The 14,142-nt window shown below is 65.5% G+C and carries 12 protein-coding genes; 2 read left to right on the top strand and 10 right to left on the bottom strand.

Annotation, left to right across the window (positions count from 1 at the left end):
* Positions 1 to 2: 2 nt before the first annotated feature.
* From CKO15_RS01685 to hemC, 3 genes are read right to left on the bottom strand one after another with little or no spacing between them, the layout of a single operon-like run.
* Positions 3 to 1,979: a uroporphyrinogen-III C-methyltransferase gene (locus CKO15_RS01685; RefSeq protein ID WP_200191873.1), complete on the bottom strand. Its 1,977-nt coding sequence runs from the start codon at positions 1,977 to 1,979 to the stop codon at positions 3 to 5.
* Between the two features lie 6 nt (positions 1,980 to 1,985).
* Positions 1,986 to 2,783, bottom strand: coding sequence for a uroporphyrinogen-III synthase (locus CKO15_RS01680; protein ID WP_200191871.1), 798 nt, complete (start codon positions 2,781 to 2,783; stop codon positions 1,986 to 1,988).
* On the bottom strand, positions 2,780 to 3,712 hold the full coding sequence (gene hemC, locus CKO15_RS01675) for a hydroxymethylbilane synthase (protein WP_200191868.1): 933 nt from the start codon (positions 3,710 to 3,712) through the stop codon (positions 2,780 to 2,782). Before hemC ends, CKO15_RS01680 begins: the two co-directional genes overlap by 4 nt.
* Before the next feature lie 275 nt (positions 3,713 to 3,987).
* Between hemC and argH the strand changes: the two genes are divergently transcribed.
* Together argH and rsmA are read left to right on the top strand one after the other, a co-directional pair.
* Positions 3,988 to 5,394, top strand: a complete 1,407-nt coding sequence (gene argH, locus CKO15_RS01670; RefSeq protein ID WP_200191866.1) for an argininosuccinate lyase — start codon at positions 3,988 to 3,990, stop codon at positions 5,392 to 5,394.
* Positions 5,391 to 6,197: a 16S rRNA (adenine(1518)-N(6)/adenine(1519)-N(6))-dimethyltransferase RsmA gene (rsmA, locus tag CKO15_RS01665; RefSeq protein WP_200191863.1), complete on the top strand. Its 807-nt coding sequence runs from the start codon at positions 5,391 to 5,393 to the stop codon at positions 6,195 to 6,197. The genes argH and rsmA overlap by 4 nt, the downstream gene beginning before the upstream one ends.
* 76 nt (positions 6,198 to 6,273) lie before the next feature.
* On the opposite strand, the gene CKO15_RS01660 is transcribed toward rsmA, so the two are convergent.
* The 7 genes from CKO15_RS01660 to CKO15_RS01630 form a co-directional block, all read right to left on the bottom strand.
* Positions 6,274 to 8,601 carry an NADP-dependent malic enzyme gene (locus CKO15_RS01660; protein ID WP_200191861.1) on the bottom strand — a complete coding sequence of 776 codons (2,328 nt, stop codon included), beginning with the start codon at positions 8,599 to 8,601 and terminating at the stop codon, positions 6,274 to 6,276.
* A 125-nt stretch (positions 8,602 to 8,726) separates the two neighbouring features.
* On the bottom strand, positions 8,727 to 9,620 hold the full coding sequence (locus tag CKO15_RS01655; RefSeq protein ID WP_200191859.1) for an alpha/beta fold hydrolase: 894 nt from the start codon (positions 9,618 to 9,620) through the stop codon (positions 8,727 to 8,729).
* 11 nt (positions 9,621 to 9,631) lie between these two features.
* Entirely contained in the window at positions 9,632 to 10,096 is a 465-nt protein-coding gene (ubiT, locus tag CKO15_RS01650) for a ubiquinone anaerobic biosynthesis accessory factor UbiT (protein ID WP_200191857.1), read from the bottom strand.
* Between the two features lie 40 nt (positions 10,097 to 10,136).
* On the bottom strand, positions 10,137 to 11,096 hold the full coding sequence (locus CKO15_RS01645; protein WP_200191855.1) for a U32 family peptidase: 960 nt from the start codon (positions 11,094 to 11,096) through the stop codon (positions 10,137 to 10,139).
* 25 nt (positions 11,097 to 11,121) lie between these two features.
* The gene (gene ubiU, locus CKO15_RS01640; protein WP_200191853.1) at positions 11,122 to 12,126 is read right to left on the bottom strand and encodes a ubiquinone anaerobic biosynthesis protein UbiU; all 1,005 of its coding nucleotides are present in this window, start codon (positions 12,124 to 12,126) and stop codon (positions 11,122 to 11,124) included.
* A gap of 125 nt (positions 12,127 to 12,251) precedes the next feature.
* Positions 12,252 to 12,848 carry a hypothetical protein gene (locus CKO15_RS01635; protein WP_200191851.1) on the bottom strand — a complete coding sequence of 199 codons (597 nt, stop codon included), beginning with the start codon at positions 12,846 to 12,848 and terminating at the stop codon, positions 12,252 to 12,254.
* A gap of 115 nt (positions 12,849 to 12,963) precedes the next feature.
* A complete protein-coding gene (locus CKO15_RS01630) occupies positions 12,964 to 14,121 on the bottom strand; it encodes a transglycosylase SLT domain-containing protein (RefSeq protein ID WP_200191849.1) in 1,158 nt (385 codons plus the stop codon).
* Between the last annotated feature and the right edge of the window lie 21 nt (positions 14,122 to 14,142).

Genomic DNA, 14,142 nt, shown 5'->3' with positions numbered 1-14,142 from the left:
GATCAGAACGACTTCACTGGCTCAAGGAGTGGTTCGATATCCGGCGGATCGCGCTTGATCGGCTCGTCCACCATGTCCCGCAGCTCCTGCAGGGTCTCGGCAACGTCGCTATCGCCACCATCGAAGTAACGTTCGAGCCAAGCCTCCGCCCGCTCGATGCTGTGTCGGAACATCCCTTCATCGGCGCGCCCAAGTGCGTACAGTGCACTCTCCAGCTGCATACGCAAATTCTCACGAATGAAGTAGCGCTGCTCGGCGGGAATGAACGGCTCGAAGTCGTCCTCGCGGTGGACCTGGATCAGGGAACCGAGCCCCTCGCGCATGCGCAGCCACGCCCGCTCGTAGCCCCGCTGTCCTTCATCGTCGATCTGCGGCATCTCCTCGCCCAGCTGCCGCTCTAGCTTGCCACGCACCGCAAGCCCATCAACCCGCTCAATCTGCTGCAGCAGACGCTCGCGCAGAGGCCCTAGATCGGGCGGTGAATAAGCGATCAACTCATCAAGGGCGGCAGCAAGCGCCTCGCGCTGCTCGACCGCAGCGCCGCCGAGCTCAGTGAAGAGCGCATCGGCGCGCGTTAAGGCATCCAGCGCCCCTTTCTTATCCTGGTGGTAGCGCAGGCGTTGTTGAGCGATCTGCGTCAAGTGCCGCGCCTCGGCGCGAATCCAGCCCTCGGCATCCTCTGGGCTCAAGGTATCGAGTCGTCCGATCTGCTCGGTCAGCTCAGCGATGCGCCCCTGCAACTGTTCTTCGAGTTCGGCCACACGCCCCCGCAGCGTCTCCTCGAACTCGCCCATGCGTGCCTCGAGCTTTTCATCAAGCCGCTCCTCGAGAGCTGTACTGTCGTCCACCCGCTCGGCCAGCTCGGTCACTCGCTCATCGAGTGCCTGCAACTCGGCAACCTGCCCCTCTAGGTCACCGAAAGCAGCAAGCCTCTCCTCGAGTTCGGCGAAACGCGCCGCTGCATCGTCGCCCATATCGTCGAGTTCGCCAAGGGCCTCAATGCGCGCTTCGAGTTCGGCAAAACGCTCTTCGAACATTCCCTCATCGACGCCCCCTTCGGGCATCTCCAAGTTCGCCAACTGTTCCTCAAGGTCGGCGAGCTGCGTCTCGAGTGTAGCCACTCGACTGTCGATCCCCTCCAGATCCTCAAGTTTCTCGATCTCGGCCAGCGCCTCCTCGATCCGCCCCAGCATCTCGGTATCGAACTCATCACGCAGAGCACGGATCTCATCGAGCGCATCGACATCGGCCAGTGAGGCCTCCAGCGCTGCGATCTTCTCGGCCAGCTCGCTGACCTGCTCAGCCTGCGCCTCGCTCCGCTCCAGTTTCTCTTCCACCGCTGCAGCGCGCTCTTGCCACTCGCTGAGCACCTCTTCTTGCTGCGCGGCCAGCTCTTCGGCCAAGGTCTCGGTATCGAGGGCCGCAACGCGCTCCTGCAGGTCGGCGAACTCGTCGAGGTAGAACTCGTTGTAGGCGTACCAACCCATGCCACCTACCGCGCCGGCGAGCAGCAGATTGAAAAGCCACAGATTGGCTCGGCTGCGTGGCTGCGGTTGTTGCCGGGGGCCGCCGCGGCTCGATCCGCCGCCCGAACCGCCGCTGCCACTACTCCCGCTGCCACTCCCCCCCGTAGCAGCACTCCCCGTAGCAGCACTGCTCGCAGCCGCCCCGGCGCTCCCCGAAGCGCTGCCGGAACTCCCCGCCGGGGCCGTCTGCGCTGCGTCGGCCGCCGGGGCTGGGGTGGTTTCTGGGGTGTTTTCTGGGGTGTTTTCTGGACCGGTACCGCCCTGGGCACTACCGCTTCCCGGCTGCACCCCCGCTTGGGCAGCACCGGCTGCTGCCGCCTGCCCAGGCGCGTTACCCGCGTCCGCGCCGCCCGGCGAACTGGAGTGCTGCGGGTTGGATGGATGGCCGGCGTAGCGCGGATCCTGATGTTCAGGATGACCGCTCGAATGCTGCGGGCGGTTCGCATCGTTCATTAGTCGCTACTCCTGGATCTCTTTAACGGCCGCGGCCGCCCTTGCTGCAGCCGCGATCAGCTCGTCTTCGGCTGCAGTCGCAGTCACCTCGACGTGGCCTACGTGCGGCGCGGCCAAAGCAGCTACGCGCTCACCGATGACTACGGCACTGGCTCGCCTAAACCACTCTCGACCGCGTTCGCCGATCAGTTTAAGGAAATTCTCCAACACTTCGCCACTGGTGATCAGGGCGACCTGGATCTGCCCCGCCGCAGCGGCCTCAAGCAGCGGTCGCGGCTCGGTAGCAGGACAGTTGCGCCGATAGACTTCCAAAAACTCGACCTCGGCCCCTTGTCTGCGCAGTGTATCGGCAAGATGCTGGCGACCGCCACGCCCCCGCACAATCACTACCCGGGCTCCGCGGGTCTGCTCCATGCAGCCAAGCGGCGTCTCACGGAGCAAATCTTCGCTGGTCGCCCCGCCGGTGGGGTAGTATACCTCGCCAACCCCGCTGCGGCGAAGCGCCTGCGCCGTCCCCTGGCCAACGGTAGCGATACGCGCCTGCGGGGCCGGCCCGCCCGCTGCGCGGACGCGCGGCAGGCCGTGGGCGACCGCATTGGGACTGACGAAGATCAGCCAGTCGGCCTGCGCCGCCGCTGCGGCCGCTCGCTGCATCGCCTCATCCTCAGGCCCAGCGACGATCTCGAGAGCGGGGAAAGGGAGCACCGCGGCCCCCTCACGCTCCAGGGCACCGATCAGCGCCGCAGCCTGCTGAGCGGGCCGCGTCACGACGACCCCGACCCCCTCCAAAGAGCCTCTGTTCATTGCTCCTCGGCCAACTGCCGCAGAATCCGATCGGCCCCACGACTCAGCAGGTCATCACCGAGCTGGGTGCCCAACTGAGCGGCCTCAGCCGCCGCCCCGCGAATCTCGCCGCGAATGACCTGGCTGCCGTCGGGCGCTCCGACCAAACCGCGCAGCAACAAGGCATCGCCGGTCAATTCGGCGTACCCACCGATCGGCACCTGACAGCTGCCCTCCAGACGCGCATTCATCGCGCGTTCGGCATCGATGCAGATCCGCGTCTGCGGATCCTCAAGCCCGCGGACCAGCTCGACAACGCGCTCATCGTCGCTGCGACACTCGATACCCAAGGCCCCTTGGCCGACGGCCGGCAGACTCTCCTCGGGCGTCAAGCGGGCGGCGATGCGGGCACTCAGCTCCAGGCGATCGAGCCCGGAAGCGGCGAGGATGATGGCATCGTAGATGCCGTCGTCGAGCTTACCGAGGCGCGTCTGGACGTTGCCGCGCAACACTTCGACGTGCAGATCGGGGCGACGATCCTTGATCTGGCACTGCCGACGCAGGCTCGCCGTGCCCACCCGGGCCCCCTCGGGCAGCTCCGCTAAGGCGCTGTAGTTGTTGGAGACGAAAGCATCACGCGGATCGGCGCGCTCCGAGACCGCAGCGAGGGTAAAGCCGCTGGGGAGGCGCCATGGGATATCCTTCATCGAGTGCACGGCGAGATCGGCATCGCCGCGCAGCATGCCGTCTTCAAGCTCCTTCATAAAGAGCCCCTTACCGCCAATGCGCGCCAGCGGCTGATCAAGGATCTCATCGCCGCGGGTCGACATCGGCACCAGCTCGACCTCCAGGCCGGGGTGCAGCTCGCGCAGTGCGGCAGCTATGTGCTCGGCTTGCCAGAGCGCCAGTTGAGAACGACGGGTTGCAATACGCAGGGGTTTTGTTGCCATTGTGGCTCCGATCCATCCAGTGGCTTGTGAGTCAGACGCAAAGTGTCGGCGCAAACCCGGTCCCGTTGCAAGAGCGGCGCACGGACGCGGACCAATGCCGCGCCGTAGTGACTCTCCCCCACGGCAGAGGGCGTGCACTCCGCAAGGCGATCCGTGAAGCACTTTCAAGGCTTGCAACCGAGGCGCCTTGCCTCGAAACTCTCGCACTCTGAACCCCTGCAGCGCAGGCTGCCAACCGTTGCGAACACCGTTGCGAAAGATCGAGCACTGACTTTATGAGCCAATCTGCCACACCCAAAGGACAACAACTCTGGACCGGTCGCTTCAGCGAGCCGACTGACGCCTTCGTCGAGCGCTTTAGCGCCTCGGTCGATTTCGACGCCCGCCTAGCCCTCTACGACATTGAGGGCTCCCTCGCGCACGCCCGCATGCTCGCCGAGTGTGGTGTGCTCAGCGCGCACGAGCGCGACGCCATCGTCACCGGCCTGGCCGAGATCCGCGAAGAGGTCGTAAACGGCACATTCCCATGGTCGCCGCAGCTCGAAGATGTCCACATGAACATCGAGCAGCGGCTCACCGAGCGCATCGGCGAGGCCGGCAAAAAGCTCCACACCGCGCGCTCACGCAACGATCAGATCGCGACCGACATCCGGCTCTTTCTGCGCGCGGCGATCGACGATATCACCGCCGAGCTGCGGCGCTTTCAGCGTGGCCTGCTCGATCTCGCCGAGCGCGAGGCCGAGACCATCATGCCGGGCTTTACCCATCTACAGGTCGCCCAGCCCGTCACCATGGGCCACCACCTGTTGGCGTGGTACGAGATGCTGGAACGCGACGCCGGCCGCCTGAGCGACTGCCGCACCCGGTTGAACTTCTGCCCCCTCGGCGCGGCCGCCCTCGCCGGCACCTCGTTCCCTATCGATCGCGAGGCGACGGCGCAGGCGCTCGGCTTCACCGCGCCGACGCGCAACTCGCTCGATTCGGTCAGTGACCGCGACTTCGCCATCGAGCTTGCTGCGGCGGCGAGCACCTTGATGATGCACCTTTCGCGCATGGCTGAGGAGCTGATTCTCTGGGCCTCGCAGCAGTTCGACTTTATCGATCTGCCAGATCGCTTCTGCACCGGCTCCTCGATCATGCCGCAGAAGAAAAACCCCGACGTCGCGGAGTTGGTCCGTGGTAAGGCGGCGCGGGTGCAGGGCAGCTTGGTTCAGCTCATCACCCTGATGAAGGGGCAGCCACTGGCCTACAACCGCGACAATCAAGAGGATAAAGAGCCGCTTTTCGATCTGGTCGATACCACGCGCGATGCGTTGACGGCCTTCGCCGATATGGTCCCGGCGATGGCGGTTAAGCGGGAGCGCTGTCGCGAGGCGGCACGCGCCGGCTTTGCCACCGCGACCGATCTGGCCGATTATTTGGTTCGCCAGGGGGTCGCCTTCCGCGATGCTCACGCCATCGTCGGTCAAGCGGTGCGCCACGCCGCGGCGAGCGAGCGCGATCTGGCCGACCTGGAGCTTGAGGAGTTGCAGCGCTTCTCGACCGCCATCGGCGACGATGTCTACGCGGTCTTAACACTGGAGGGCTCGGTCGCCGCCCGCGATCACATCGGCGGCACCGCCCCGGCACAAGTGCGCCATCAAGTTGCTCAGGCGCGGGCTCGGCTGGAGTTGCCGACTTGAGAACGCACCACCCGCGGCGGCGCTTCGGGCAGAACTTCCTCCACGATGCGGCGGTGATCGAGCGGATGATCACCGCCATCGCCCCCCGGTCCGATCAGACCCTGCTCGAGATCGGGCCAGGCGAGGGCGCCTTGACGGCGCCGCTGCTTGAACGGGTGGCCACCCTCTACGCCGTCGAGATCGACCGGGACTTGGCCGCGGCGTTGGCAGAGCGCTTCGCGCCGACGCTGCGGCTGATCGAGGGCGACGCCCTAACGCTCGATCTAGCCAGCCTGCAGCCGCCGGCAGGGGAGCGACTGCGGGTGGTCGGCAACCTGCCGTATAACGTCTCGACCCCGATCCTCTTCCACCTGCTCGCTAACTGTGAGCTGATTGCCGATCTGCACCTGCTGCTGCAGCGCGAGGTCGTCGACCGCATGGTCGCCCCCCCGGGGGGCAAGACGCGCGGCCGCCTGTCGGTTATGGTGCAGTATCGTTGCGCGGTCACACGCTGTTTCAATGTACCGGCCGGGGCCTTCTTCCCGGTGCCGAAGGTGATGTCGAGCTTCGTGCGCCTCACCCCGCACCGGCCGCTGCCCCACCCGGCGGCCGATGAACCACTCTTCGAGCGCATCGTTGCCGCGGCCTTCGCCGGGCGGCGCAAGACCCTGCGCAACAGTCTGCGCAGCCTCCTCCCCGAAGCGACCGAAGGACCGCTTTGGGAGGCGACCGGCATCGACCCGGGACGCCGCGCCGAGACCGTCAGCGTGGCCGAGTTCGTCGCCCTGAGCAACGCTGCAGCCGCCGCTACGTCACCCTCTTGAGATCTGACCGAGCTGACCGAGAGCCTGGCGGTGAACGGCCTGGCTGACCTTAGCCAGCCGGGCCTGCCGGGTCCAGCTAGCCAGCCGAGTCGCCCCTCCCCGCCGCGGCGTCAGCCTCCGGCTCAACTGTCTGCGGCTCGGCCATCTGCGCCTCGACCACCGCAAGGGCCGAGAGGTTGACGATGGCGCGGACCGTCGCCGACGGCGTCAAGATGTGCGCCGGGCGCGCAGTGCCGAGCAAAATCGGCCCTACAGAGACGCTCTCAGACGTCCCCTTGAGGAGATTGAAGGCGATATTCGCTGCATCCAGCCCGGGCATGATCAACAGGTTGGCCTGGCCACTGAGCTGGGCATCGGGGAAGATGCGCCGCCGCACCTCCTCGGAGATCGCCGCATCGCCGTGCATCTCGCCCTCCACCTCAAGGCTTGGATCGCGATCCTGGATCAGCGGCAGGGCCTGGCGCATCTTCGCCGCCGAGGCCTCCCCCGAGGTGCCGAAGTTGGAGTGCGACAGCAGCGCGACCTTGGGTGTGATGCCGAAGCGGCGCACACCATCGGCTGCGAGCAGCGTCATCTCCGCGACCTCGTGCGGGCTCGGGTCGTAGTTGACGTAGGTATCGCAGAGGAAGAAGGTGCCGCGCGGCATGATCAGGACGCTCATCGCCGCCAAGTTGCGCACCCCGCGCCGGCGCCCGATGACGTTATCGACGTGCTGCAGTTGCCGATGGAAGCGCCCCTCGATGCCGCCGACTAGGGCGTCGGCATCGCCGAGGTGGACCATCAGGGCGCCGATTACGGTCGTGCGCGTGCGCACCATCGTCCGCGCCGCCGCCGGCGAGACCCCGCTGCGCGCCATCAGCCCGTGGTAGACCTGCCAATACTGCCGATAGCGCGGATCGTCTTGCGGGTCGACCAACTCAAAGTCTTCGTCGGGATGGACGCGCAGCCCCAGCTTGCGCAAGCGCCGCTCGACAACGCTGCGCCGCCCCACCACGATCGGACGCACCAGCCCCTCATCGACGACCAACTGCACCGCTCGCAGGATCCGCTCCTCCTCACCGTCGGTGTAGACGACCCGCATCGGCCGCGCGCGCGCGCGCTCGAAGATCGGCTTCATGACCAAGCCGGACTGGAAGACGTGCTGCTGCAGTTGCAGACGGTAGGCGTCGACATCGGTCAACGGGCGACTCGCCACCCCGCTGCGCATCGCCGCCTCAGCCACCGCAGGGGCAATCCGGGTAATCAGCCGCGGATCGAACGGCTTAGGGATCAGATAGTCCGGACCAAAGCTCAAAGACTTGCCGCCGTAGGCCGCGACCACCACCTCGGAGGACTCCTCGGTGGCCAAACCGGCGATCGCATCGACGGCAGCCAGCTTCATCGGCTCGTTGATCGCCGCTGCGCCGACATCAAGGGCACCGCGAAAGATAAAGGGAAAACAGAGGACGTTATTGACCTGATTGGGGTAGTCGGAACGACCGGTGGCGATAATGGCATCGGGGCAGACTTCACGGACATCGTCGGGATGGATCTCCGGTACCGGATTGGCCAACGCCATGATGATCGGGCGCTCGGCCATCTGCGCCACCATCTCTTTCGACAGCACCCCGGGGGCCGACAGCCCTAAGAAGATATCGGCCCCGTCGATCACCTCGCGCAGCGTCCGCGCCGCCGTCTCGCGCGCATAGACCTCCTTACGCGGGTCCATATTCTCCTTGCGCCCCTTGTAGACGACGCCCTGGATATCGGCCACGGTGACGTTCTCGCGCTCCAGCCCCATCGCCACGAGCAGATCGAGACAGGCGATCGCCGCCGCTCCCGCACCGGAGCAGACCAGTTTGACCTGATCGAGCCGTTTATCGACGATGCGCAAGGCGTTGCGTATCGCCGCTGCGGTGATGATGGCAGTGCCGTGCTGATCGTCGTGGAAGACCGGAATGCTCATGCGCCGGCGCAGCGTCTCTTCGATCTCGAAACACTCCGGGGCCTTGATGTCTTCGAGGTTGATGCCGCCGAAGGTCGGCTCTAGGGCGGCGACGATATCGACGAAACGCTGCGGATCGGGCTCGTTGATCTCGATATCGAAGACGTCGATGCCGGCGAACTTCTTAAAGAGTACGCCTTTGCCTTCCATCACCGGCTTGGCCGCCAGCGGACCGATGTCACCCAGACCGAGCACCGCTGAGCCGTTGGTGATCACCGCCACCAGATTGCCGCGAGCAGTCATCTCGGCGGCAGCTTGTGGGTCGTGGACGATCGCCTCGCAGGCAGCGGCCACGCCGGGCGAGTAGGCGAGCGCCAAATCGCGTTGGTTGGCCAACGGTTTGCTCGCTACGACCTCGATCTTCCCCGGCTTGGGACGCCGGTGGTAGTCGAGGGCGGCCTCTTTCAGATCATCACTCATTGGGTGCTATCCTCAACCCTAAGTCGTTAAGTCGTTCAATTTTCGAAGATCACGGCGATCACGCGCGAGAAGGCACGGGCACGCACGGCGATCACGGCGATCACGGCGATCACGGCGATTGCGCCTTACCAGTGGCGCTGGAGAAAGTCGCTCAGCGCGGCGTTAAAGGCTTGCGGCTGCTCGGCGTGGAGCCAGTGGCCGGCCCCCGCCAAGGCGTGCTGCTGCGCACGCGGAAAGAGGCGGCACACCGCCGGCTCGTCGCGCTGCGGGACAAAGTAGTCCGAGCGATCGCCGTAGAGAAAGAGCGTCGGCCCAGGGTAACTGCCGCTGCACGCCGGGAAGCTCTCGATCTCGGGCACCGCAGCGGCCAACGTGGCTAGCGGAATCCGCCAAGTATAGCCACCATCGGCACCGGAGCGCGGCACCAGGTTCGTCAGCAAAAACTGCCGCACCTGCGCATCAGCGATCCTCTCCGCCAGCGCCGCATCGACCGCCTGGCGGCTCGGCGCCGTCGCCACCGCCACCTCCTGTAGCGCCGCCAGCAGTCGGCCGTGGCTGTGTTCATAGGCAACTGGGGCGATGTCGCCGACGACCAGCGCGGCGACCCGTTGCGGCTGCTGCAATGCCAGCGTCATCGCCACCTTGCCGCCCATGGAGTGGCCGACGACAGCCGCTTGCTCGATACCAGCCGCAGCGAGCAGCGCCACCACATCGCCCGCCATGGCTGGGTAGTCCATGCGCGGATGGTGCGGCGAGCGCCCGTGGTTGCGCAGATCGGGGACGAGTACACGGTAGCGGCGAGATAAGTGGCGGGTCACCCGGTTGAGATTGCCGCCGCTGCCGTAGAGGCCGTGCAGCAGCACCACCGGTGGTCCGTCGCCGCGCGCGACCCAGTGAAGCAAGAGGCTCTCTTCTTCTCTCCGCTCTCCCTGCTCTCCGGGCGGCCTCTCCTCTTCCGGTGGCGGTCTCGCCGCATCGTCCGCGTCTCCGGAGCCTGTGCCCGCTGCAGAAACCGACATCGGCATACCGCTCAAGAGACCTTAACCCGCGCGGCCATCGCCTCAAGGGCGTGGCGCAGCGGCGCCGGCAGGTGCTGTCGCGGCTCGTAGCTCTCCAAGAGATTCTTGATCGACAGCCCCAGCGCGACATCGCCCTCAACACAGAGGCGGCGGCGGAAGAAGAGCATATCGGGATCGGCCGCCCCCCCGGCCAGTGCCAAAAAGGCCGCCGCATCGCCGCGGATCGAGACATCGGCTAGTGCCGCATCTTTCGTCACAAGCCGCTGCTCGACGAGCGAGAAGCCGTAGCGCAACCCCGCATCGGTGACTTCGATCCCGAGGATGCGCCCCTCAAGGATCTCAAGCTCACCATCTTCGAGGGCGTCGGCGAGTACGTTGTGGAGCATAACCGGTAAGACGGTCGCGGTCAGCGGCGCTGGCGCCCAACGCAGCGGCAACAGCAGCAGCGGCAAGGCCCGCTCAATCGATAACACCATGGCTTACTCTATCTGTCTCATGTCTGTCTCATGGGGGGGGTCACTCTTCGTGTACGATCGGGCGCAGTGCGTCCTCTTCACCCTGTAGCGCCGCCAACGGCGCCGCGGGCGTCTTGGCGTAGTGCGCACAGCCAGCACCACCCCACCAGTACCCATCGCACTGTCGTTCCGGAGCCGGCTCGGTCAGGGCAACAGACGGCTCGCCCCGGATCGCTGCACGAAACGCCGCAACCACCTCTGACATGCCCTCCGGGCGCGGCGATAGGCGAACTCGGCCAACACCCATTTGCTGCATCTCGGGCAGCGCCGAGAGCAGGTTGACGCAGCCGAAGGACTGCGCCTGAATACCGTTGATGGTCAGAAAGTGCTGCCCGGCGCGCGTCGTTACCTCCAGCCCCTCGGGGTGGTGACGGCAGACAAATTCGCAATCGTCTTTCGGGCGCTGGTAGTGGCGGGCGGTAAAGCAGCGCGCCGAGAAGGCGAGCGGCAACCGGCCGTAGGCGAAGACCTCGGTCTCGATTGCGGGGGCATCGCCCAGCTCGGCGTACTCGCCCAAGAGCTCTGCCAAGGCACGCCCTGGCAGCTCAACCGGAGGCACCCAGCGAACCGCGCCCAACCCCTGCAGCGTGCGCAGTGTCGAGCCGCTGTAGACATTGAGCGTCGGCCCGGCGACGAAGGGCAGATCCGCGGCTTCCAGAAAGCTGATGGCAGTGAAGTCGTTAGCCTCGACCCGCAGCTCGCCATTTTCGCACAGCCGCCGAACCTGAGCGGCCTCTGAACGCGCCTCGACCAAGCAGAGCGTCGAAAGCACGACCTCGTGCCCCTCGGCGGCCAACTCCTTGCCCAATCCGATCCAGTCGGAGGCGGTCATCTCGCGGCGGCGGCCACAGACCGTCTCGCCGAGATAGAAGGTATCGACTTGGTTGCGTAGCGAGACGTAAAACTGCTCGACTTGCGTCTTAGACCAGTAGTACTGGATCGGACCGATACTGATCTTCATCCATCCCTCCGCGAAGCTCGACTACTTACTGCCACTTGCGTTCATACGGACCGAGCGTCGTCGTGCTTCCTTCGCAAAATTCGCGCAACTCGGCAATACGCGCCGGATCGGGCCGGTGCGCCCCGGCCTCGTCGCCGGCCGCAGTCAAGTCGTCAAGCAACTGCCGCCAGATGCGAGTTACCGTCCCGACGTAGGCCGGACTGCGTTGCCGCCCTTCGATCTTGATCGCCTGCACCCCGGCGCGCTGCAGCTGCGGCAACAACTCGGCGGTCTCTAAGCTGGTCGGCGACTCGAAGGCGTGTTCAATGCGCCCTTCGACCTCATAGCGCCCCTTACAGATCGTCGGATAGCCGGCCGGCTCCTCGGGCGCAAAGCGATCGATCAAGATCCCGCCCAAATGCACCTCACGACCGCGCTCCGTCTCCTGCCACTGCACCGCCCACGCCGGGGAACAGGCACCGACCGTGTTCGGCGACTCGCCGGTGGCATACGAAGAGAGCAGACACCGTCCTTCGGCCATCACGCAGAGCGAACCGAAGCCGAAGACCTCCAACTCGACGTCGGTCTCCTCGGCCAATGCCGCTACCTGCTGGATCGAGAGCACGCGCGGTAAGACCGCACGGGTCACGCCGTAGCGCCGCTGATAGAAGTTCAGCGCCTCGGGGGTGGTCGCCGAGGCCTGCACCGACAGGTGGCGCGCCAACTCCGGGTGATGCTGAGCGGCGTAGTCCAGCAGCCCCAGATCGGCGAGAATCACGGCGTCGGCGCCGATGCGCGCGGCCCCATCGACCGCCTCGCGCCACTGCGCCCACCCCCCTGCCTGCACATAGGAGTTGATCGCCACCGCCACCCGAGCACCACGCGCGTGCGCGTACTCAACACCCTTAGCCGCCTGCTGCGGGGTAAAGTTCAACCCCGGAAAGTGGCGCGCATTGGTCGCGTCGCGGAACCCGATATAGACCGTATCTGCGCCGTTATCGACAGCGGCCCGCAGAGCCGTCAGATTGCCTGCGGGGCTAAGCAACTCCATAGGCAGAGGCCTCCCTCTCGCTGAGTGGTCGCCGCACGGCGACCCATTCTAACCGAACCGAACCACGAGCCCCATCGTTGCCACCAGTGGGGTCATCAGGCACCTCCGCGAAAGGACCCGCACGCTCACCGCGACAGCTGCCGATCCATCCGGTTAAAGGCCTCCTGGCTCATAAACTGCTCGCGCAACTCCGCCTGCGTGAAGACACCTGCATCGGCTCCAGCCGCCGCCGCGACCCGTTCAAGGAGCTCAGCGACACCCTCTTGGCCGATGGCGACCATTGAGCAGAACTCCAGCCGGCCGTTGGGCATCTCGACGTAATCGCTCCGAACCCGGCGCGAACCGCGCAACTCTTCATCGATGAGCCCGCGCGTCACTTCTTCAAAGTGCGCCCCGATGGTTAACCCATCGGCGGTCTCCGTGGTCCGCTCATACTGCTCAGCCATCGACTGGATCTGGATGCCCATGATCGCGGCCAACTGCTGCCGCGCGCTCAAATCGGCGCGGCTTTGGTCACGACTGAAGCTATCAGCAGAAGCCACACACCCGGTCGCCGCCAGACCATTCTCTACTCGCGGTTCGGCCACCCACTGCGGCAGCATGGAGATGCGCTCCTCCTCCGTAAGCTCGGGGTCATCGCGCGTAAACCAACCGCAGCCCACCACCAGTGTCGCCGTAAGCAGCGCCACGCTCAAAGACCGCACCACTGTTGTATTCACCATCACCACCGCTCCTGTCTCCATCCTATCAACTACGCACCGCAGTCTGCCGTCGGTCTCAAGCTGCGCGTCCTTGATCGATCAGGACGGCACGCGACCGACCGCACCTCCCGCCTGTTCAGTAAAAATCGCGATACGCCTCAGTTCGACTCGCCACCTTCACCAAGTAATCGCGCGTCTCGGAGTAAGGCAAATCACGCCGCAGACGCGCATAGACCTGCTCTGGTGTCATGCCGTTGATCACCGCCACAGCGGCGGCGACATCTCTTCGCCCAACAAAGGCACGCGCGACATTACCGGCGCCCGTATTGTAGGCGGCGATCACCGCGTACATACGGCTCTCTGGGTCCTCTATGGCGGCCAGATAGTTCGACTGCAAAATATCGAGGTAAACCGTACCAGACCGAATATTATTGCGCGGGTTGTACAAATACTCAGGCGAGAGCAGACGCGGTTCGCCGTAGACCCGCTGCGCCACATCGATACCAGCGGTCTCAGGGACAATCTGCATTAAACCGTAGGCTGGGATATGCGAGCGCGCCATCGGGTTAAAGCTGCTCTCGCTGTGCATAATGGCGAGGATCAGGGCCTCGTCGACGTCGTAGCGCCGCGCCTCACGCTGCACGTCGGCCTGATACTCGCGCGCCTTGATACTCGGGCGCGCCTCGGGCATCGGCACCGATAGACTCAGCACCGGACGTTGCGCCCGATCGCGCGGCTCGGTCCGCCGCTCAAGCTGCGCATGCGCCATCATCGCTTCGAGGTCGTCCGGAGTGATCTCGCTCAACACCCGCCGCTCACCGGCCCGCTCCGGGTGCTCCAGCTCGATCCCCACGCGCTCTGCGGTGCGCCGGGTTACTTCATCGCGCGCATAGGCCTCATCGAGCGAGCGCATCATCAGGGCATCAAGGCGCCGCAACAGCCCCCGGGTGCCCTCTTCCTCTGGCACCTCTACGGTGATGCGGTTGGCTTGATAATCGACAATCGTCCGGGCATCCCGGGCTTCACTGTACTCAACCCAGCGATGGCGGTCACTGACCAGTGTCTCATGCCAGCGCCCGCGCAGCTCCTCGCGGTACGCCGCTAACTCTTCGGCGAAGGTCTCCTGAAAGGCCTCAAAGGCCTCTTGAAAGTCGCGCTGATAGGCGGCAAAGGCCTCCTGGCGCTGCTGCTGGAACGCCTCGAACCCGTCGGCCGAACCCCCAACCCCCGGCGCTGCGCCGAAGAGCAGGACTCCCGCCCCCACAGTAGCCAGGATCACTCTACGGACGATCATCAGGGTAGCCCCCTCGCCTCG

Origin of the sequence: Halorhodospira abdelmalekii, from assembly GCF_016583625.1 — a bacterium.
GTDB classification, from domain to species: Bacteria; Pseudomonadota; Gammaproteobacteria; order Nitrococcales; family Halorhodospiraceae; genus Halorhodospira; species Halorhodospira abdelmalekii.
Note: the sequence above shows the minus strand (reverse complement) of the source record. Positions and strands in the feature narration are given on the sequence as shown.

What these genes read in the sequence shown, in the direction of transcription:
- CKO15_RS01685 (WP_200191873.1), bottom strand. Translation starts at nt 1,979, where the DNA reads ATGAACGATGCGAACCGCCCGCAGCATTCGAGCGGTCATCCTGAACAT.
- CKO15_RS01680 (WP_200191871.1), bottom strand. Translation starts at nt 2,783, where the DNA reads ATGAACAGAGGCTCTTTGGAGGGGGTCGGGGTCGTCGTGACGCGGCCC.
- hemC (WP_200191868.1), bottom strand. Translation starts at nt 3,712, where the DNA reads ATGGCAACAAAACCCCTGCGTATTGCAACCCGTCGTTCTCAACTGGCG.
- argH (WP_200191866.1), top strand. Translation starts at nt 3,988, where the DNA reads ATGAGCCAATCTGCCACACCCAAAGGACAACAACTCTGGACCGGTCGC.
- CKO15_RS01660 (WP_200191861.1), bottom strand. Translation starts at nt 8,601, where the DNA reads ATGAGTGATGATCTGAAAGAGGCCGCCCTCGACTACCACCGGCGTCCC.
- CKO15_RS01655 (WP_200191859.1), bottom strand. Translation starts at nt 9,620, where the DNA reads ATGTCGGTTTCTGCAGCGGGCACAGGCTCCGGAGACGCGGACGATGCG.
- ubiT (WP_200191857.1), bottom strand. Translation starts at nt 10,096, where the DNA reads ATGGTGTTATCGATTGAGCGGGCCTTGCCGCTGCTGCTGTTGCCGCTG.
- CKO15_RS01645 (WP_200191855.1), bottom strand. Translation starts at nt 11,096, where the DNA reads ATGAAGATCAGTATCGGTCCGATCCAGTACTACTGGTCTAAGACGCAA.
- ubiU (WP_200191853.1), bottom strand. Translation starts at nt 12,126, where the DNA reads ATGGAGTTGCTTAGCCCCGCAGGCAATCTGACGGCTCTGCGGGCCGCT.
- CKO15_RS01635 (WP_200191851.1), bottom strand. Translation starts at nt 12,848, where the DNA reads ATGGTGAATACAACAGTGGTGCGGTCTTTGAGCGTGGCGCTGCTTACG.
- CKO15_RS01630 (WP_200191849.1), bottom strand. Translation starts at nt 14,121, where the DNA reads ATGATCGTCCGTAGAGTGATCCTGGCTACTGTGGGGGCGGGAGTCCTG.